General features: G+C 64.6%; 11 protein-coding genes and 1 pseudogene. 4 read left to right on the plus strand and 8 right to left on the minus strand.

Translation table 11 applies throughout. From position 1 onward, the window contains the following. The first annotated feature begins 148 nt into the window (after positions 1-148). Both AUR_RS06390 and AUR_RS06395 read left to right on the plus strand, forming a co-directional pair. Positions 149-1,165: an asparaginase gene (locus AUR_RS06390; RefSeq protein WP_021473776.1), complete on the plus strand. Its 1,017-nt coding sequence runs from the start codon at positions 149-151 to the stop codon at positions 1,163-1,165. A gap of 28 nt (positions 1,166-1,193) precedes the next feature. Continuing rightward, positions 1,194-1,593 (plus strand): annotated as a pseudogene (locus tag AUR_RS06395) (sterol carrier family protein). A gap of 77 nt (positions 1,594-1,670) precedes the next feature. Here the strand turns inward: AUR_RS06395 and AUR_RS06400 are convergent. From AUR_RS06400 to AUR_RS06415, 4 genes are all read right to left on the minus strand, one after another. Next, complete coding sequence (locus tag AUR_RS06400) at positions 1,671-3,158, minus strand: cation:dicarboxylate symporter family transporter (protein WP_062097914.1); 1,488 nt, start codon at positions 3,156-3,158, stop codon at positions 1,671-1,673. Between the two features lie 267 nt (positions 3,159-3,425). Next, a complete protein-coding gene (locus AUR_RS06405) occupies positions 3,426-4,193 on the minus strand; it encodes an SDR family oxidoreductase (RefSeq protein ID WP_021473772.1) in 768 nt (255 codons plus the stop codon). Positions 4,194-4,216: 23 nt separating this feature from the next. Then, positions 4,217-4,960: an aspartate/glutamate racemase family protein gene (locus AUR_RS06410; protein WP_021473771.1), complete on the minus strand. Its 744-nt coding sequence runs from the start codon at positions 4,958-4,960 to the stop codon at positions 4,217-4,219. A 90-nt stretch (positions 4,961-5,050) separates the two neighbouring features. After that, positions 5,051-6,619, minus strand: a complete 1,569-nt coding sequence (locus AUR_RS06415; RefSeq protein WP_021473770.1) for an NCS1 family nucleobase:cation symporter-1 — start codon at positions 6,617-6,619, stop codon at positions 5,051-5,053. 290 nt (positions 6,620-6,909) lie between these two features. Here AUR_RS06415 and aceE point away from each other — a divergent pair, with 290 nt between their 5' ends. Next, on the plus strand, positions 6,910-9,663 hold the full coding sequence (aceE, locus tag AUR_RS06420) for a pyruvate dehydrogenase (acetyl-transferring), homodimeric type (protein ID WP_062099344.1): 2,754 nt from the start codon (positions 6,910-6,912) through the stop codon (positions 9,661-9,663). Between the two features lie 72 nt (positions 9,664-9,735). Here the strand turns inward: aceE and AUR_RS06425 are convergent, their stop codons facing one another. Then, complete coding sequence (locus tag AUR_RS06425) at positions 9,736-9,927, minus strand: YegP family protein (protein ID WP_021473425.1); 192 nt, start codon at positions 9,925-9,927, stop codon at positions 9,736-9,738. A gap of 187 nt (positions 9,928-10,114) precedes the next feature. On the opposite strand from AUR_RS06425, the gene nboR reads away from it, so the two are divergent. Further along, on the plus strand, positions 10,115-10,726 hold the full coding sequence (nboR, locus tag AUR_RS06430) for a nicotine blue oxidoreductase (RefSeq protein WP_062097916.1): 612 nt from the start codon (positions 10,115-10,117) through the stop codon (positions 10,724-10,726). Positions 10,727-10,857: 131 nt separating this feature from the next. On the opposite strand, the gene AUR_RS06435 is transcribed toward nboR, so the two are convergent. The 3 genes from AUR_RS06435 to AUR_RS06445 are packed head-to-tail and all read right to left on the minus strand — an operon-like array spanning position 10,858 to position 15,840. Further along, positions 10,858-13,677, minus strand: coding sequence for a molybdopterin-dependent oxidoreductase (locus AUR_RS06435; RefSeq protein ID WP_062097918.1), 2,820 nt, complete (start codon positions 13,675-13,677; stop codon positions 10,858-10,860). Further along, positions 13,667-14,602 (minus strand): FAD binding domain-containing protein, encoded by a 936-nt coding sequence (locus AUR_RS06440; protein WP_062097920.1) that lies wholly within the window; start codon positions 14,600-14,602, stop codon positions 13,667-13,669. The genes AUR_RS06435 and AUR_RS06440 overlap by 11 nt, the downstream gene beginning before the upstream one ends. Continuing rightward, positions 14,593-15,840 (minus strand): XdhC family protein, encoded by a 1,248-nt coding sequence (locus AUR_RS06445; protein ID WP_128397085.1) that lies wholly within the window; start codon positions 15,838-15,840, stop codon positions 14,593-14,595. Before AUR_RS06445 ends, AUR_RS06440 begins: the two co-directional genes overlap by 10 nt. Positions 15,841-15,886 lie beyond the last annotated feature (46 nt).

Genomic DNA, 15,886 nt, shown 5'->3' on the forward strand with positions numbered 1-15,886 from the left:
GTACTTTGTGAAGGCGTGCGAGTCCTAAGGTGTGTCAGCCCCCTGGGCAAGGATGACCGGCAAGGATGACCCTGCGTGCATGACCCGGCAGGTTGGACCCGGCAGGGATGACCCGCTCCCGGCGTCCCGCGCCGCCTAGACTGGGCACATGCCACTGAGTTCCCATGAAACGTTCACCGTTGAGTCCGCCGTCGAACTTGCAGTGATCGAACGCAGCGGCTTCATCGAGTCCCGGCACATCGGTTCCGCGGTGGTCCTGTCCGGAGACGGGAATGTGGTTACGAGCCTCGGCGACATCGACGCCCCCGTCATGGCCCGCTCAACCCTCAAGCCGTTCCAGGCCCTCGCCGCCATGCAGTCCGGCGTCCCGCTCCGCGGTGCACAGGTGGCCCTCGCCTGCGCCAGCCACAACGGCTCCCTCGATCACATGGACGTGGTTGAAGGCATGCTGAAAGCGGCCGGGCTGAAGGAAGACCAGCTCCAGTGCCCCGCAGCCTGGCCCCAGGACGAGACCGCAAGGAACTGGCTGGTCCGGACCGAGCGGGGCCAGTCGAAGCTCGCCTTCAACTGCTCGGGCAAGCACGCAGCTTTCCTCTGGGCGTGCGTGGAAAACGGCTGGGACCTCCGCAGCTACCTCGAGCCGAACCACCCCCTGCAGCAGCAAGTGCGCGCCGTGATCGAGGAGTACGCCGACCAGCGGATTGCGCATCTGGGCATCGACGGCTGCGGCGCACCCGTTGCGGCGATCTCCTTGACCGGCTTGGCCCGGGCCTACTCGCGCTTGGCCCAATCGCCCGGGAACCCGGCTTCGAATGCCCGGGCCGCCACCATCGCCACGTCCATGCTGGACTACCCGTGGGCCGTGCAAGGCCGGGGCGAAGCGAATACCACCGTCATGGAAGAGCTGGGAGTCCTGGCCAAGATCGGCGCGGAAGGCGTGCTGGTCCTCGCCACGGACACCGGCGCGACCGTGGCCGTCAAAGTGCTGGACGGGAACCTTCGGGCCACGTCGCTGGTAGGCCTGACGCTCCTTGCCGTGAGCGGCGCCGTGGACATCCCGGCGGTCTCCAACGTGCTGGAGCGCGTGGTGGAACCCGTCCTCGGCGGCGGACGGCAAGTAGGCAGGATCCGGCTGGGCAATGCCGTGTCCGCGTTGCTCGACTAAGACTGATACGCAGGTTTAGGAGAAGTTCATGGCAGTTGCACGACGCCGCGTCGACATCAACGAGGGCCGCGCCGCGCTGGAAGCCTGGCAGTCCGCCGTCGGGCCCCGGGAAGGTTCCGGCGGCGACGGAGCCGGGACCCCGCCGTCGCGCTCCGTCATAGCGATGGCGGTCCGCTACTCGCTGGAGGAAGTCACCCGCACGCGCGCCGGGTAATTCGGTGGAGGTCCGTGTACCGCCGTTCGGCGTGACGCAGTGCGTGGAGGGTCCGCGGCACACGCGGGGCACTCCCCCGAACGTCATCGAGACCGACGGCGCCACCTGGCTTGAACTGGTGACCGGACGGACCACGTGGGGAGAGGCCGTTGCCGCCGGGCGTGTGGCAGCTTCCGGCCTGCGCGCGGACCTTTCAACACTCCTGCCGCTCTAGGCACAAACCCGATAGCCGGCGGAAACAAGCGATGCCCCCAAGACCGGGTCTTGGGGGCATCGCGCGACTGTTTGGAGTCAGTCGGGACAGACCGGGGTTTCGGACTGGCCCTTCTTGCTCATTTCGAACTGTGGAATGTTGTCGGGGGTGGGACCGCCACGGAATTTGGGCGACGGGTTCTGGCCGCCGGTGATCCGCTGCAGTTCCTGCTCCTCGTAGACGTCTTCCTTGCCGAGCATGATGGCCGAATCCTCGTTGGTGATCTCACCCTTGAAAGCACGGAGCATGACGCTGCGGTCGAATTGGCCTTCCCACTTGGCCACCACGAAGGTCGCCACGCAGTTGCCGAGCAGGTTCACTACAACGCGCATGGAGTCCATGAGGCGGTCCGCACCGAGGAGGAGTGCGACGCCGGCAACCGGGAAGATGCCCAGGGCTGCGGCGGTTGCCGAGAGGGCCAGGAACGATGATCCCGGAACTCCTGCCATGCCCTTGGAGGTCAGCAGCAGCACACCGAGCGCCGCGAGCTGCTGGCCGAGGTCGAGGTTGTGCCCGAACGCCTGCGCCAGGAACAGCAGTGAGATGGAAAGGTAGATCGCGGCGCCGTCAAGGTTGAAGGAGTAACCCGTGGGGACCACCAGGCCGGTGGTGGCCCGGGAGCAGCCGGCGTTGGTCAGCTTGGTCATGATGCGCGGCATGACGGCCTCCGTGGAGGCGGTTCCGAGTGCCAGCAGGAATTCTTCGCGGGTGTACTTCAGGAAGCTCCACAGCGGAACCCGGGCGAAGCCCCATGCAACGAGGAACAGCAGCGCGATGAAGACGATGGCCGCTCCGTAGCAGGCTGCGATCAAGAGGGCGTAAGTGCTGAGGGTGCCCAGGCCGTACTGGCCGATGATGAACGCCATGGCGCCGAAGGCACCAATGGGGGCGACCTTCATGATCCAGGACATGATCTTGAAGATCAGTTCGAGGACGGTCTCCATGAGGCTGATGACCGGCATGCAGCGTTCCCGGCCGATCACCACGATGGCTGCGCCGAAGAAGACCGAGAAGAACAGGACCTGGAGCAGGCTGTTGTTCGCGAAGGCGCCGATGACGCTGGTGGGGATGACGTCCAGGATGAAGGCTGCGGCATCCTTGGGCGGCGCGTTGCCTGTCTTGGCGTTGAGGGCGTCCTGGGACAGCGTCGCGGGATCGATGTTCAGGCCGGCACCCGGCTGGACGATGTTACCTACGATGAGTCCGAAGACGAGGGCGAAAAGCGTGGCGCCGGTGAAGTACAGGAGTGCTTTGACCCCGACCCTTCCGACCGCCTTGACGTCGCCGACCGCTGAGATACCCGTGACGATCACGAGGAAGATCAGCGGGGCAATGATCATCTTGATGAGTTGAATGAAACCATCGCCCAACGGCCGGAGGGTGGACCCGATGGTCGGCCAAAAGTGGCCGATGAGTACACCTGCGACGACGGCGATCAGGATTTGGAAGAAGAGCGACCTATACAGGGGCTTCTTCTTCCGCGGAGCCGAACTCGCCTTCAGCGCCGCAGAGTCTGGGATCTTCATTGATCTGAACCAATCAGTTTGGGAACAGGCCCCTCATTTGGGGGATGTTTTCAATGTAATCCTGCTCACATCATTCCGCAAGGGGAAATTGATTTTCCATAATACGGAAGTCATATCTAGTTTGGTATGCCATTGCGGCGTGCGGCCACGATCCACTTTGACGGCAGGAAGCCCCCGACACGCCGGAAATTCGGGCTTGTCGGGGGCTTCTTGGGCTCAATGTTGGTCGGGGCGGTACGCGCACCTTGGGCGCCAGGCGGGAAACTCCTAGCCGCGGCCGATGAACGGCATGCCGGCGGCGGTCACCACCACGGATCCCACACTGGCCGACGGCGGCATGTTGGCCATCATCAGCACGGCGCGGGCCGCATCATCCACAGGAAACATCGGCTCGACTTTGCGGGACCCATCGGCTTGGAGGGCACCGGAACCAACGCCAATGGTGTCCATGATCTCCGTGCGGGTGTTGCCGATGTCTATCTGTCCGCAGGTGATGCCAAAGCCGCGGCCGTCCAGCTCGATGCTCTTGGTCAGGCCGGTCATCGCGTGCTTGGTGACGGTATACGCAACAGACCTGGGCCTGGGTGAATGCGCGGAGATGGATCCGTTGTTGATGATCCGGCCGCCCTGTGGCTCCTGTGCCTTCATGGTCCGGACGGCCTCGGCGGCACACAGCATGGAGCCGGTCACGTTGACCCGCAGCGTGGCCTCCCACTCCGCGATGTCCAGGTCCCCCACGTCGCCTGCCGGCCCGAAGATGCCGGCATTGTTGAACAGCACATCAACCCGTCCCCAGCGTTGCCGCACCTGTTCGAAAAGGCGCGCAACGTCGTCGGGCACTGTTACGTCGCACGGGACCGCCAGCGCGTCCGGGTGGCCGTCCGCTGTTTCCAGCAGCTGAGCCTCGCGCCGCCCTGCCAGCGCCACCCGGTAACCCTCGGACAGCATGAGCCGGGCAACTGCGCGGCCAATACCGGAACCGGCCCCGGTGACGACGGCGACCCTCGGGTCTGCGGGCAGGCTTGGGTCAGTCATATGGATGCCTTTCGGGTGGTCGCCTAGCGTGCAGCAGTCCGGGCTGCCTGGGTTATGGGCCAGCCTATGACAGTCTTGGGACGCGGCGTGGCGAAGGTGCGCACCTTGGAAGTGGTCAGGCCCAAGCGGACCAGGGACTCGGCGATAGTGACGGCGGAGGCTACCCCGTCCACCACGGGAACGCCGGTGCGCTGGCGGATCTGCTCGTCAAGGCCTGCCATTCCGCCGCAGCCCAGGACGATCACCTCGGCGTGATCCTTGCCCACGGCTTCTTCAGCCTGCCCTACGATCGCCTCGACGGCGCGCTCCGGGTACGCCTCCAACTCCAGGACCGCCATACCGCTGGCACGGACGGAAGCACAGCGGGCGTCCAGGCCGGCCAGTTTGAGACGGTCCTCAATCAGCGGAACCGCCCTGTCCAGGGTAGTGACCACCGAGTACTTGTGACCGAGGAACATGGCCGTGCTGGCTGCTGCCTCGGTGATGTCCACTACGGGGACATCGAGGAGTTCCTGCAGGCCCTCGCGCCCGTGTTCACCGTAGCCTGCCTGGATCACGGCGTCGAAAGGCTCGGGGTAGTTGACCACTGCATCCATGACGGCGATCGCGGCAAGGTAGCTCTCGAAGTTGCCCTCGCAGGAATCGGCGCCGAACCGCGGGGTGATCCCGACGATCTCCGTACCCGGCGCGGCAGCAGCGCGGGCCTGGGCGGCGATGGAATCGGTCATGGACTGCGTGGTGTTCACGTTCGCAACAAGAATGCGCATGGTTTTTCCTCTCAACGGGCAGCGCCCGCCCTGCGACCGGTGGGACCGTGGTCCGGAACCGGGAGGACGGGCAGCGCCTTGGTTTTGCTTCTAGTGGGTGCTTGCGACGGCGATCGGCTCGCCGGAGACGTCAAGGTGTGCCTGTTTCTTGTCAGCCACAGCGAAGTACGTCAGCGCTCCGACGCCCGCTCCGATGAACCAGGCAAACGGCGCGGCCGCGGCCAGGCCCGGAATGAAAGCGATGGCGATGGCCAGCCCTGCGGCCGGGATCATGGCGATGATGGCCCGGGGGTTGACGCCGCGCTTGTAGAAGTACGCACCCTTCGGGTCTTCGGTGTAAAGCTCGGGGACGTTGACCTTGCCGCGGCGGACCAGCCAGTAGTCGGCCATCACGACGCCGAACAACGGACCGAGCAGGGCGCCAAGGCCACCGAGGAAGTACACGATGACGATCGGGTTGTTGTACAGGTTCCACGGAAGGATGACCAGGCCGATGGTGCCGCTGACCCAGGCCGCCTTGCGGAAGTTCAGGTGCCGCGGGAACAGGTTGGTCAGTGCGTAGACCGGAGCCACGAAGTTTGCCATCAGGTTCACTGCGATGGTCAGGATCAGCAGTGCAAGGCAAGCCAGGACCAGGAGGAGCGTGTTCGGGATGCTCTGGACGATGTCCGAGGGGCTTTCGATCACCGTTCCGTTGATCTTGTACTGTCCGCCGGCCATGACCACGACGATTGCGCCGAAGACCAGCATGTTGATGGGAATGCCCCAGAAGTTGCCCTTGACGATCGACTTCTTGGACGTGGAAGACCTCGTGAAGTCGCAGAAGTTCAGGACGAACGTGCCGTAGATGGACACCCAGAGGGCACCGCCGGCGAAGATGGTCAGCCACATCTCCGTACCTTCAAGGCCCTTGATGCCGGACCACTGGATGGCACCGCCGGCCTCGACAAAGACCCACACGGCGATGGCGGCCATGGTGACCAGGATGATGGGCCCGGCGAAGGCCTCGTACTTGCGGATCATTTCCATGCCAAAGCTCACGATGACCAGCTGGACGATCCACAGTGCAACGAAGGAGAGCCAGCCCAAGGTGGAGAGGCCGAGGATGGAATTGCTGTCCAGGTCCTTGAGCCCGGGTGCCACAGCTACCAGCAGGACGCGCAGGACCACTGAAGCGAGGTACGTCTGGATGCCGAACCAGGCGACAGCAACGGCGCCACGGACCAGGCTGGCGAGCTGGGCTCCCCGAATGCCAAAGCTGATACGGCTCATGACCGGGAAAGGAACACCGGTTTTCTGCCCCATGAAGCCGGAGAAGTTGAGCAGGGCAAAGAGCAGCACTGCCCCGATTCCCAGCGCAACGAGGATTTGCCAGCCGCCAAGGCCCAAGGAGAAGAGGCCAATGGCGAAGGCGTAATTACCCAGGCTGTGGACGTCGTTGGCCCAGAGGGTAAAGATGCTGTAGCTGGTCCACTTACGGCCCTCCACCTTGGTGGGTGCGAGGTCGATGTTGTAGAGGCTGGGGCTGATGGTACGGCCTGATGCTTCGGAAGCTATGGCGCAGAGTTCCGTATTTCCAACGGAAGGAAGGTGTCCTCCACCTTTATGTGCGTCTTCTTCCGGAGCTCCAGTGACGCCGACTGATGAAGTCGTCTGCATCGTGGATCTCCACTTCGTACTGTTTCCGTCAGGTGGAAACTAGTTATTGAATAGTGAAAACACTTTATGACCTACATCACGCGCGGTCAAGGGGTCGACTGTCTGTCGGGTCACATTCTGTTGATTGGCCGGGGGCGGAGGAGTTGACTGTATCGGTCCAGCAATCCGTATTGACGCCGCCCACCACGCGTGCGTAATCTCGAATTGCAGAATTTTATTCTCACAATACGAAATTCCTTGAGCGCCCCCACAGAGCAAGCGCCCAGACATTCAATGAAGAGAGGTTGGACGTGGCTGCAGGAGAAGAGACCTCACACATCCTCAGCGGGTTGACTGCCCAGCTGCCTGATCGTGATCCGGAAGAGACTGCGGAGTGGATTGAGTCCCTTGATGCGTTGATCGCTGAGCAGGGTACTGAGCGTGCGCAGTTCATTATGCGTTCGTTGCTCCAGCGTGCCGGTGCCCGGAGCGTGGGTGTTCCGATGGTGACCACTACTGATTACGTGAACACGATTCCGGTGGATCAGGAGGCTGAGTTCCCGGGTAATGAGGAGTTCGAGCGCCGGTACCGGGCGTATATGCGGTGGAACGCGGCGGTGATGGTTCACCGGGCGCAGCGCTCCGATATCGGGGTGGGCGGGCATATTTCCACGTACGCGGGCGCGGCGACGTTGTATGAGGTGGGTTTCAATCACTTCTTCCGCGGCAAGGACCATCCTTCGGGCGGTGACCAGGTGTTTTTCCAGGGCCACGCGTCCCCGGGCATGTACGCGCGTGCGTTCATGGAAGGGCGGTTGAGCGAGGAGGATCTGGACGGGTTCCGGCAGGAGAAGTCCAAGGAAGGCCATGCCCTGTCTTCCTACCCGCACCCGCGCCTGATGCCGGGGTTCTGGGAATTCCCGACCGTGTCGATGGGTATCGGCCCGATGAACGCGATCTACCAGGCCCAGTCCAACCGGTACCTGCATAACCGCGGGATCAAGGACACCTCCGACCAGCAGGTCTGGGCGTTCCTTGGTGACGGGGAAATGGACGAGCCCGAATCGCGAGGTTTGCTGCAGCTGGCAGCGAACGAGAACCTGGACAACCTGAACTTCGTGATCAACTGCAACCTCCAGCGCCTGGACGGGCCGGTGCGCGGCAACGGCAAGATCATGCAGGAACTCGAAGCGTTCTTCCGCGGCGCGGGCTGGAACGTGATCAAGGTCGTCTGGGGCCGGGAATGGGACTCCCTCCTGGAAGCGGACCACGACGGTGCGCTGGTCAAACTCATGAACGAAACCGCCGACGGGGACTACCAGACCTACAAGGCCGAATCCGGCGGGTTCGTCCGCGAACACTTCTTCGGCCGCACCCCGCAGACCAAGGACATGGTCGCGGACCTGAGCGATGAACAGATCTGGAACCTCAAACGCGGCGGCCACGACTACCGCAAGGTCTACGCCGCGTACAAGGCAGCGACCGAGTTCAAGGGCAAACCCACCGTCATCCTGGCCAAAACCGTCAAGGGCTACGGCCTGGGCCCGCACTTCGAGGGCCGCAACGCGACCCACCAAATGAAGAAACTGACCATGGAAGACCTCAAAGCCTTCCGTGACCACCTGCGCATCCCGATCAGCGACGAACAACTCGACGCGGACCTCTACCGGCCCCCGTACTACCACCCCGGCATGGACGCCCCGGAAATCCAGTACCTCATGGAACGCCGCAAAGCACTGGGCGGATTCCTGCCCGAACGCCGCCCCGGCCACACCCCCGTGACCCTGCCCGAAGCCAAATCCTACGACATCGCCAAACGCGGATCCGGGAAACAACAAGCCGCGACCACCATGGCCTTCGTGCGCCTGCTCAAAGACCTCATGCGCGATAAAAACTTCGGCCACCGCCTCGTCCCGGTCGTCCCGGACGAATCACGCACCTTCGGCATGGACGCGTTCTTCCCGACCGCGAAAATCTACAACCCCAAAGGCCAGAACTACCTCTCCGTGGACCGCGACCTCGTCCTGGCCTACAAAGAATCCCCCGCCGGACAACTGATCCACCCCGGCATCAACGAAGCCGGAGCCGTCGCAGCATTCACCGCCGCCGGAACCTCCTACGCCACCCACGGCGAACCCCTGGTCCCGATCTACGTCTTCTACTCCATGTTCGGCTTCCAACGCACCGGAGACTCCTTCTGGGCCGCAGCAGACCAAATGACCCGCGGCTTCATCATCGGCGCCACCGCAGGACGAACCACCCTCACCGGCGAAGGACTCCAACACGCCGACGGACACTCCCCCCTGCTCGCCTCCACCAACCCCGCCGTGCGCACCTACGACCCCGCCTACGGCTACGAAATCGGCCACATCATCCGCCACGGACTCGAACAAATGTACGGCGACGACGCTGACGCGGATAAGAACGTCATGTACTACCTCACCGTCTACAACGAGCCCATCACCCAACCGGCCGAACCCGCCGACCTGGACATCAACGGACTCCTCAAAGGCATCTACCAACTCGCCCCCGCACCCGAAGGGGACCCGAACCGGCCCACCGCACAAATCCTCGCCTCCGGCGTCTCCGTGCCCTGGGCCCTGGAAGCCGCCCGCATCCTCAACGAGGACTGGGGCGTCGCCGCGGCCGTCTGGTCAGTAACCTCCTGGAACGAACTCCGACGCGACGGACTCGCCGCCGAAGAACACGCCTTCCTCAACCCCGGCCAGGAAACACCCACCCCCTTCATCACCAAACAACTCCACGGCCACAACGGACCCGTCATCGCCGTGTCCGACTACATGAAAGCCATCCCCGACCAAATCCGCCAATACATCCCCAACGACTTCGCCTCCCTCGGAGCAGACGGCTTCGGCTTCTCCGACACCCGCCAAGCCGCCCGCCGCTACTTCAAAAACGACACCCACTCCATCGTCACCAAAACCCTGCAGATGCTGGCGGCGAGGGACGAGGTTGAGGAGGGCGCGCCGTCGTACGCGATTGATCGCTACAAACTGCTCGACGTCAACGCCGGCACCACCGGAGGCCCGGGCGGCGACGCCTAAACCCTGCATCAACAAAAAGCGGCGGCAGTGTTCTTCATGAACACTGCCGCCGCTTTTTTGTTCCAACAGGACCTACGTTCGCAAGCTGCGCCGATCCACCACAAACCCGGTGGCCGCATTTTCGCGGACTGCATTGATCCCGGCTACAACCGCCTTCAGGTTGGGAAACTGTGGCGACACTGCCACAACCGTGCCGTCGTCGGCCGTGAGCCGGAACCGGAAGGTGCTGGGTCCGGCCTTGAGAATTTCGAAACTGCCCGCCATCTTTGTTTGTCCTCCACGCGTCATTGCATCAGAGCTGATTTGAACAATTCCCTTCAGACCCTAATAGGCCCGCGAAGGCGCCAAAAGCCCTACCCGGCAGTAGTTTTTCAACCGATTCCGGTAGATAACCCTCAAAAGCCTGCATGGACCTAGAGACCCCGTCGAATGCCGCGCGTATGGTGAGGATATGACTCACTCCGGCTCATCACAGATCACCGGCGTCCTGTTGGCGGCCGGGGCAGGCACCCGTCTGGGCCGCGGCCCCAAAGCACTGCTCCCCTTCCGGGGGCGCACCCTGGTGGAAGTGCTGGCCGAAACCCTGTACGACGGCGGCTGCCGCGAGGTGGTGGTGGTGCTCGGTGCCGAGGCGGCCAACATCCGGAAGGACACCGACCTGGATCGCTACACCGTGGTGGAAAACGCCGATTGGGCCAAGGGTATGGCGGGCTCGTTCCGCACCGGCATCGAGGCCGCCAACCCCAACAACAGCATCCTGGTGGCTCTGGTGGACCAGCCCGGACTGACCCCGACGGCGGTCAGCAGGTTACTGGGCGCCCACCGTCCCGGCCGGATCACTGCGGCGGCCTACCCCGATGATGCGGGCCACCTGAAGCGTCGGCACCCGCTGATCATCGACGTCGGGCTCCGCGAGCAAGCCGCGGAAGCGGCGAAAGGTGACACGGGGGCGCGGTCCTTCCTCAAGGCGCATCCGGGCCTGGTGGACCTGGTGGATTGCAGCGACCTCTGCTCCGGCGAGGACCTGGATACCAAGGACCAGCTGCACCTGCTCGAAGCCTGATCCGCCCCCGCTTTAACCCGCCCCGCTCCCCCGTTTTAACCCAAGTAGGTCGCAATAGTGCGCGTTTTGACGGGTCTAAACGCGCACTACTGCGACCTAGTTGGGTGCTGGGCGGGGCGGGGTGGGGTTGGTTAGTTGGGTACCAGGGTGCGGTCGCGGAGGGCGAGGTAGATCTTGTCCCGCGCGATGGGGAGTTCGCCGAAGCGCACCCCGGTCGCGTTCCGGATCGCGTTGGCCAAGGCCGGTGCCACTGGGTTGAACGGACTCTCGCTCATGGACTTGGCGCCGAGCGGCCCCGTGGAGTCATTGGTCTTGGCGAAGTAGACCTCGCTCCGGGGCACGTCCGCGAAGGACGGGATGTGGTACTGCCGCAGGATGTCCGTGGTCACGTGCCCGGAGTCGTCAACTTTGACCTCCTCATACAGCGTGGCACCCAAGGCCTGCGCAATGCCGCCCTCGATCTGTCCCCGGCACTGGCGTGGGTTGACCACGACGCCGGCGTCGGCAGCCTGGACGCTCTGCAGGATCCGCAGCTCTCCCGTTCCGGTGTTCACGGCAACCCTGAATCCGTGGACGTTGAAGGCAACCGAACGCGGCGTGCCTCCCCAGTTGCCGTCGGTGGCAAGGCGGACGCCTTGGAGGCGGGCGGCGTCGTAAATTTCCTTCAACGGCACCGAACGGTCGCCGCACTCCACGGCTCCGTCCACCAGGCGGCAATCCGCCAACGGCGCGCCCGTGAGCGATGCGGCGACGGTCTGGATCCGGGTGGCGAGCTCGAGCGCGGCCGCGAGGGTCGCCTTCCCGGCCACCACCGTCCCTGCCGAACCGAAGGCGCCGGTGTCGTGCTCCACCAAGTCCGTGTCCGACTGCCGCACCTGAACGGCGTAGGCGGAGGTCCCCAACGCGGTGGCGGCAAGCTGCGCATGCACGGTTGTGGTGCCGTTCCCGAATTCCGCAGTTCCGACGTCGACGGCGAACCTGCCGTCCGCTTCGAGGCTCACCCGGGTGTGGGCGAAGTGGCCGCGCGGCGGGACGGTGTCGATCATGGACAATGCCGCGCCTTCGCCGGTGACCCATTCCGGGCCGAGGTCATCCAGGCCCGCGGCGCGGTAACGTTCCTTGCCACGATCAAGGGCGTCCCGGACAAGTGACACGCATTGGTCCAGGCCATAGCTGCCGTAATGCACATCTTCTTCGGGTTCGGGGGTGGTGGAGAGCATGTGGTCGCCGGGCCGGACCATGTTCTTGAGCCGGAACTCCAGCGGGTCCATGCCGATTCCGACCGCAAGCTCGTCAATGGCGGACTCGATCGCGAAGATCATCTGGCTGAGGCCATAGCCGCGGAAGGCACCTGCAGGAACCGTGTTGGTATACACCGCCTGCGCATCGACCTTCTTGTTGACGCACTTGTACACGGCCAGGGATTCGCCGCAGCCGTGGAACATGACCCCCGGAGCGTGGTTTCCGTAGGCGCCGGTGTTGGTGATGACATCCAGTTGCAAGGCCGTGAGGTAACCGTCGCGGTTGGCTCCCGCCTTGAGCTTGATGGTGAAGGGGTGCCGGGTAGTGGTGGCCATGAACTGCTCGGTCCGGGTGAATTCCAACTGCACCGGGCGTTTGAGGGCCAGCGCCGCAAGTGCCACGAGGTCCTCGGTCAACACTTCCTGCTTGCCCCCGAAGCCGCCGCCGACGCGTCCTGCCACCACGCGGACCGACTCCTCCGGAAGGTCGAACAGCCGGACCAGGGTTCGCTTGACCAGGAACGGAACCTGGCTGGAGGAGCGGACCATCAGCCGGCCGTCCTCGTCAAGCCACGCGATGGCCGAGTGGGTTTCCATGGCAACGTGCTGAACACGCTGCGTCCGGTAGGTGTGTTCATGGACGAAGTCAGCGGCCGCAAAACCCTCCTCCACGCTGCCGAGCTCCGCGTGGACTTCAGCCACTACGTTGTCCAGGGGCCGGGCGATCCGCGTAGCCACCGCGTCTTTGTCACCATGGATGACGGGAGCACCGGGAAGGATGGCTTCCAGGGGCGTGAACACCGCGTCCAGGAGCTCGTATTCCACTTCCAGCGCACGGGCACCTGCCTCGGCTGCGCCCACCGATTCCGCTACGACGGCGGCAACCCGCTGCCCGATGAAGCGCACCACGTTATCCAGGACGCGGGTGTCGTCGGGATCGTCCTTGTAGTGCTCGTGCTGGGCGGTGGAGAAGAGTTGCTGCGGGGCGTCTTCATGAGTGAACACGGCCACGACCCCCGGCACGGCGAGCGCAGGCGCCTTGTTGATGGACACGATGCGTGCGTGCGGGTGCGGTGAACGGACCAGCTTGAGATGGAGCAGGCCGGGCAGCTGGTCCGCTGGAACATCAAGGGCATACCTCGCGGTTCCGGTGACCACGGCCGGGCCGGCGGGTGCGGGCACGTTGTCGCCCAGCTGACCGCTCTTAGGTTCGACGGCGGCGGGTGACTGTGCGCCGGAAACGTCAGCTCCGGCGTCGTGCGCGTCTGGACCGTGCCCGTCCGGACCGTGGCCGCAGACCGCGTCCGCAATGGAGCGGTACCCGGTGCACCGGCAGAGGTTGCCCTTGAGGTTCCGCGGCAGGTTGGCGCGCTGTTCGTCGTCGAAGGTTGCAGCGGTCATCATCATCCCGGCGGTGCAGAAGCCGCACTGGAAGCCTTGCGCCTCGAGGAACTGTTCCTGCACGGGGTGAAGTCCGTCGGCCGTGGCGAGGCCTTCGATGGTGGTGACGGCTTTTCCTTCGGCACGGACGGCCGGGTAGATGCAACTGTGGACTGGCGTGCCGTCGACGTGGACGGTGCAGGCCCCGCAGTCACCGCCGTCGCAACCCTTCTTGACGCCGAAGTTGCCTTGCTCGCGGAGGAAGGTGCGGAGGCACTGGCCGGGGCGGGGTGTGGCCTGCGAGGCAGCGCCGTTGATCTCAATTGCCATGGGAGGCCTCCTTCTGGGTGCCTGACGTTTTGGGTTGCGTGGACGGCTGCGGCGAGGTGGCGTGCGGGGGCCAGAAGTCGCCGGACACGGTCATGGATTCGTCCAGCAACTCGGCCCGGATTTCCTCTGCGAGCCGGAAGGTCATGTCACGCCGCCATGCGGGGAGCCCGTGGATGTCGTCGTGGTACAGGTCGAGGGGGATGGAATGCTCGACGGCGGCAGCCAGGGCCGCGGCGTCGGGAACCTGATCGGCGGGGAACCGCAGCTGCACGGGCCGCTTGGTGGACGCCGTGACGGTGATGACGAGGCCAAAGACGGGATCCAGCCGGCCGATCAGCAGCACCCCGGAACGGCCGAGGTTGCTCAGGGAAAGACGACGGAACGCCACCCGCGCCGAGAGCGCCTCGGCAGGAAGGTGGATGCTCCGCAGCAGCTCACCCGGGGCCAGGACGTTCTCCATCTCCCCCGTGACGAAATCGGCAACTGGAACGTTGCGGCTGGTGCCGTCGGGGCTGAGGATGGTGGCCATGCCGTCCAGGCCGGCGCACAGCGAGATCATGGGACCGGCGGGCAGGGAGGTGCAAAGGTTGCCGCCCACGGTGGACATGTTCCAGATCTTGAAGGACGCCACGAACGAGTCGCAGCTGGGACGCACCAGGGCCAGGCCGGGCCATTCGCGGTGGGCCGCTTGATCCGACTCCGGCAAGGCGTACAGTTCAGCCACCGTGCAGGTGGCGGCGAGTTCAATGCCTTCATCGGTGACGGTGATGGCGGGCCAGCCGGCATTGCCGAGGTCGAGGAGCCGCTGCAGGACGGTGCTTCCGTAGGAGAAGAGGACCGTCCCGCCGGCCAGCCAGGCATCCCCTTCCCGCCACTGGGCCGGATCCGTGGTGGGTACCACGGCCTCTATGGTGTTCATGTCCATGAGTCCTCCTCGGTCAGAGAGTCTTGGGTGCCGGTCCCGGCATGAATTGGACCGGAAGTGTCTTTGAGAGAGCGGAAAGCTCCAACCCCGTGCAGGCTTCCCCGCGATGCGACGATTTCCGCAGTGATGGATACGGCCACCTCGGCAGGCGTGACGGCGCCCAACTCCAGCCCGATGGGCGAATGCAGCCGTTCCAGGATCCCGGCGGGCGTGCCCCTCTCCAGCAGCGCATCAGTGCGCTGCCGGTGGCTTCGCCGCGAACCCATGGCCCCCACGTAGGCGAGGTTCAGGCTGAGCGCTGTTTCCAGCAGGGGAAGATCAAATTTGGGGTCGTGGGTCAGGATGCAGACCACGGTGCGGGCGTCGATGCGTCCGGCTTCTGCTTCGTTCTCCAGGTAGCGGTGGGGCCATTCCGTGATCACCTGGTCCGCCCCGGCGAAGCGGCTTTGCTGCGCGAAGGCGGGGCGTGCGTCGCACAAGGTGACCTCGTAGCCCAGGAGTTGCCCGGCCGGCAGCAGCGCGGCACCAAAGTCGTTGGCTCCGAACACCAGCATGCGGGCCGCCGGCAGTCGGCTTTCAACAAACAGCGTGATGGGTTGGGGTTCCGGTTCATCGCGGGGAGCCTCCCAGCGGTCCAGCGTGACCCAACCGTCGATGCAACCCTCGGGCGGGGCCAGCCGCACCAAACCGGCGCGGCCGCCTTGAAGCAGTGGCTCCACCTGGGCAGCCGCTGCGAAGAGCGTTGCGGGGTGGTCCCCCACCAGCTTGGCGAGTTCAGTGGACTCCATCGCGCGGAAGCGCACAGGATCATGCACGACGACGACTCCCCCTGCGCCGTCCAGCCTGCGGATGAGTGCCAAGGGGCTTGGGGCCTGGCCGTTGCGGGCTGCGGTGGATTCGTCCGCCAGCGATGAGAGCCCGTCCGCAAGGGGTTGGATATGGACTTCCAGTTCCCCTCCACAGGTAAGCCCCACCGCGAAAGCGTCCTCGGCACTGTAGCCGAACGACTCAAACCGCGGGCCGCCGTCGCGCATTGCTTCCAACGCCGCTTCAACCACGGCCCCTTCCACGCATCCGCCGGACAGGCTGCCCAGGATCTCGCCGGTTTCCGAGACCATCATGGAAGTCCCCAAGGGCCGCGGAACCGAGCCACCGGTTCCCACGATCGTTGCCACAGCGCAGCGTTGGCCGGAGACCGCCGGCCGCCAGCTGCCCAGTGAAGGCATCAGATCCAGCATGGCTACACGTCCTTTTCCAGGTGTCCCGGCAGGGTGGCCCGGCCGG

The organism is Paenarthrobacter ureafaciens, from assembly GCF_004028095.1.
Taxonomy (GTDB): domain Bacteria; phylum Actinomycetota; class Actinomycetes; order Actinomycetales; family Micrococcaceae; genus Arthrobacter; species Arthrobacter ureafaciens.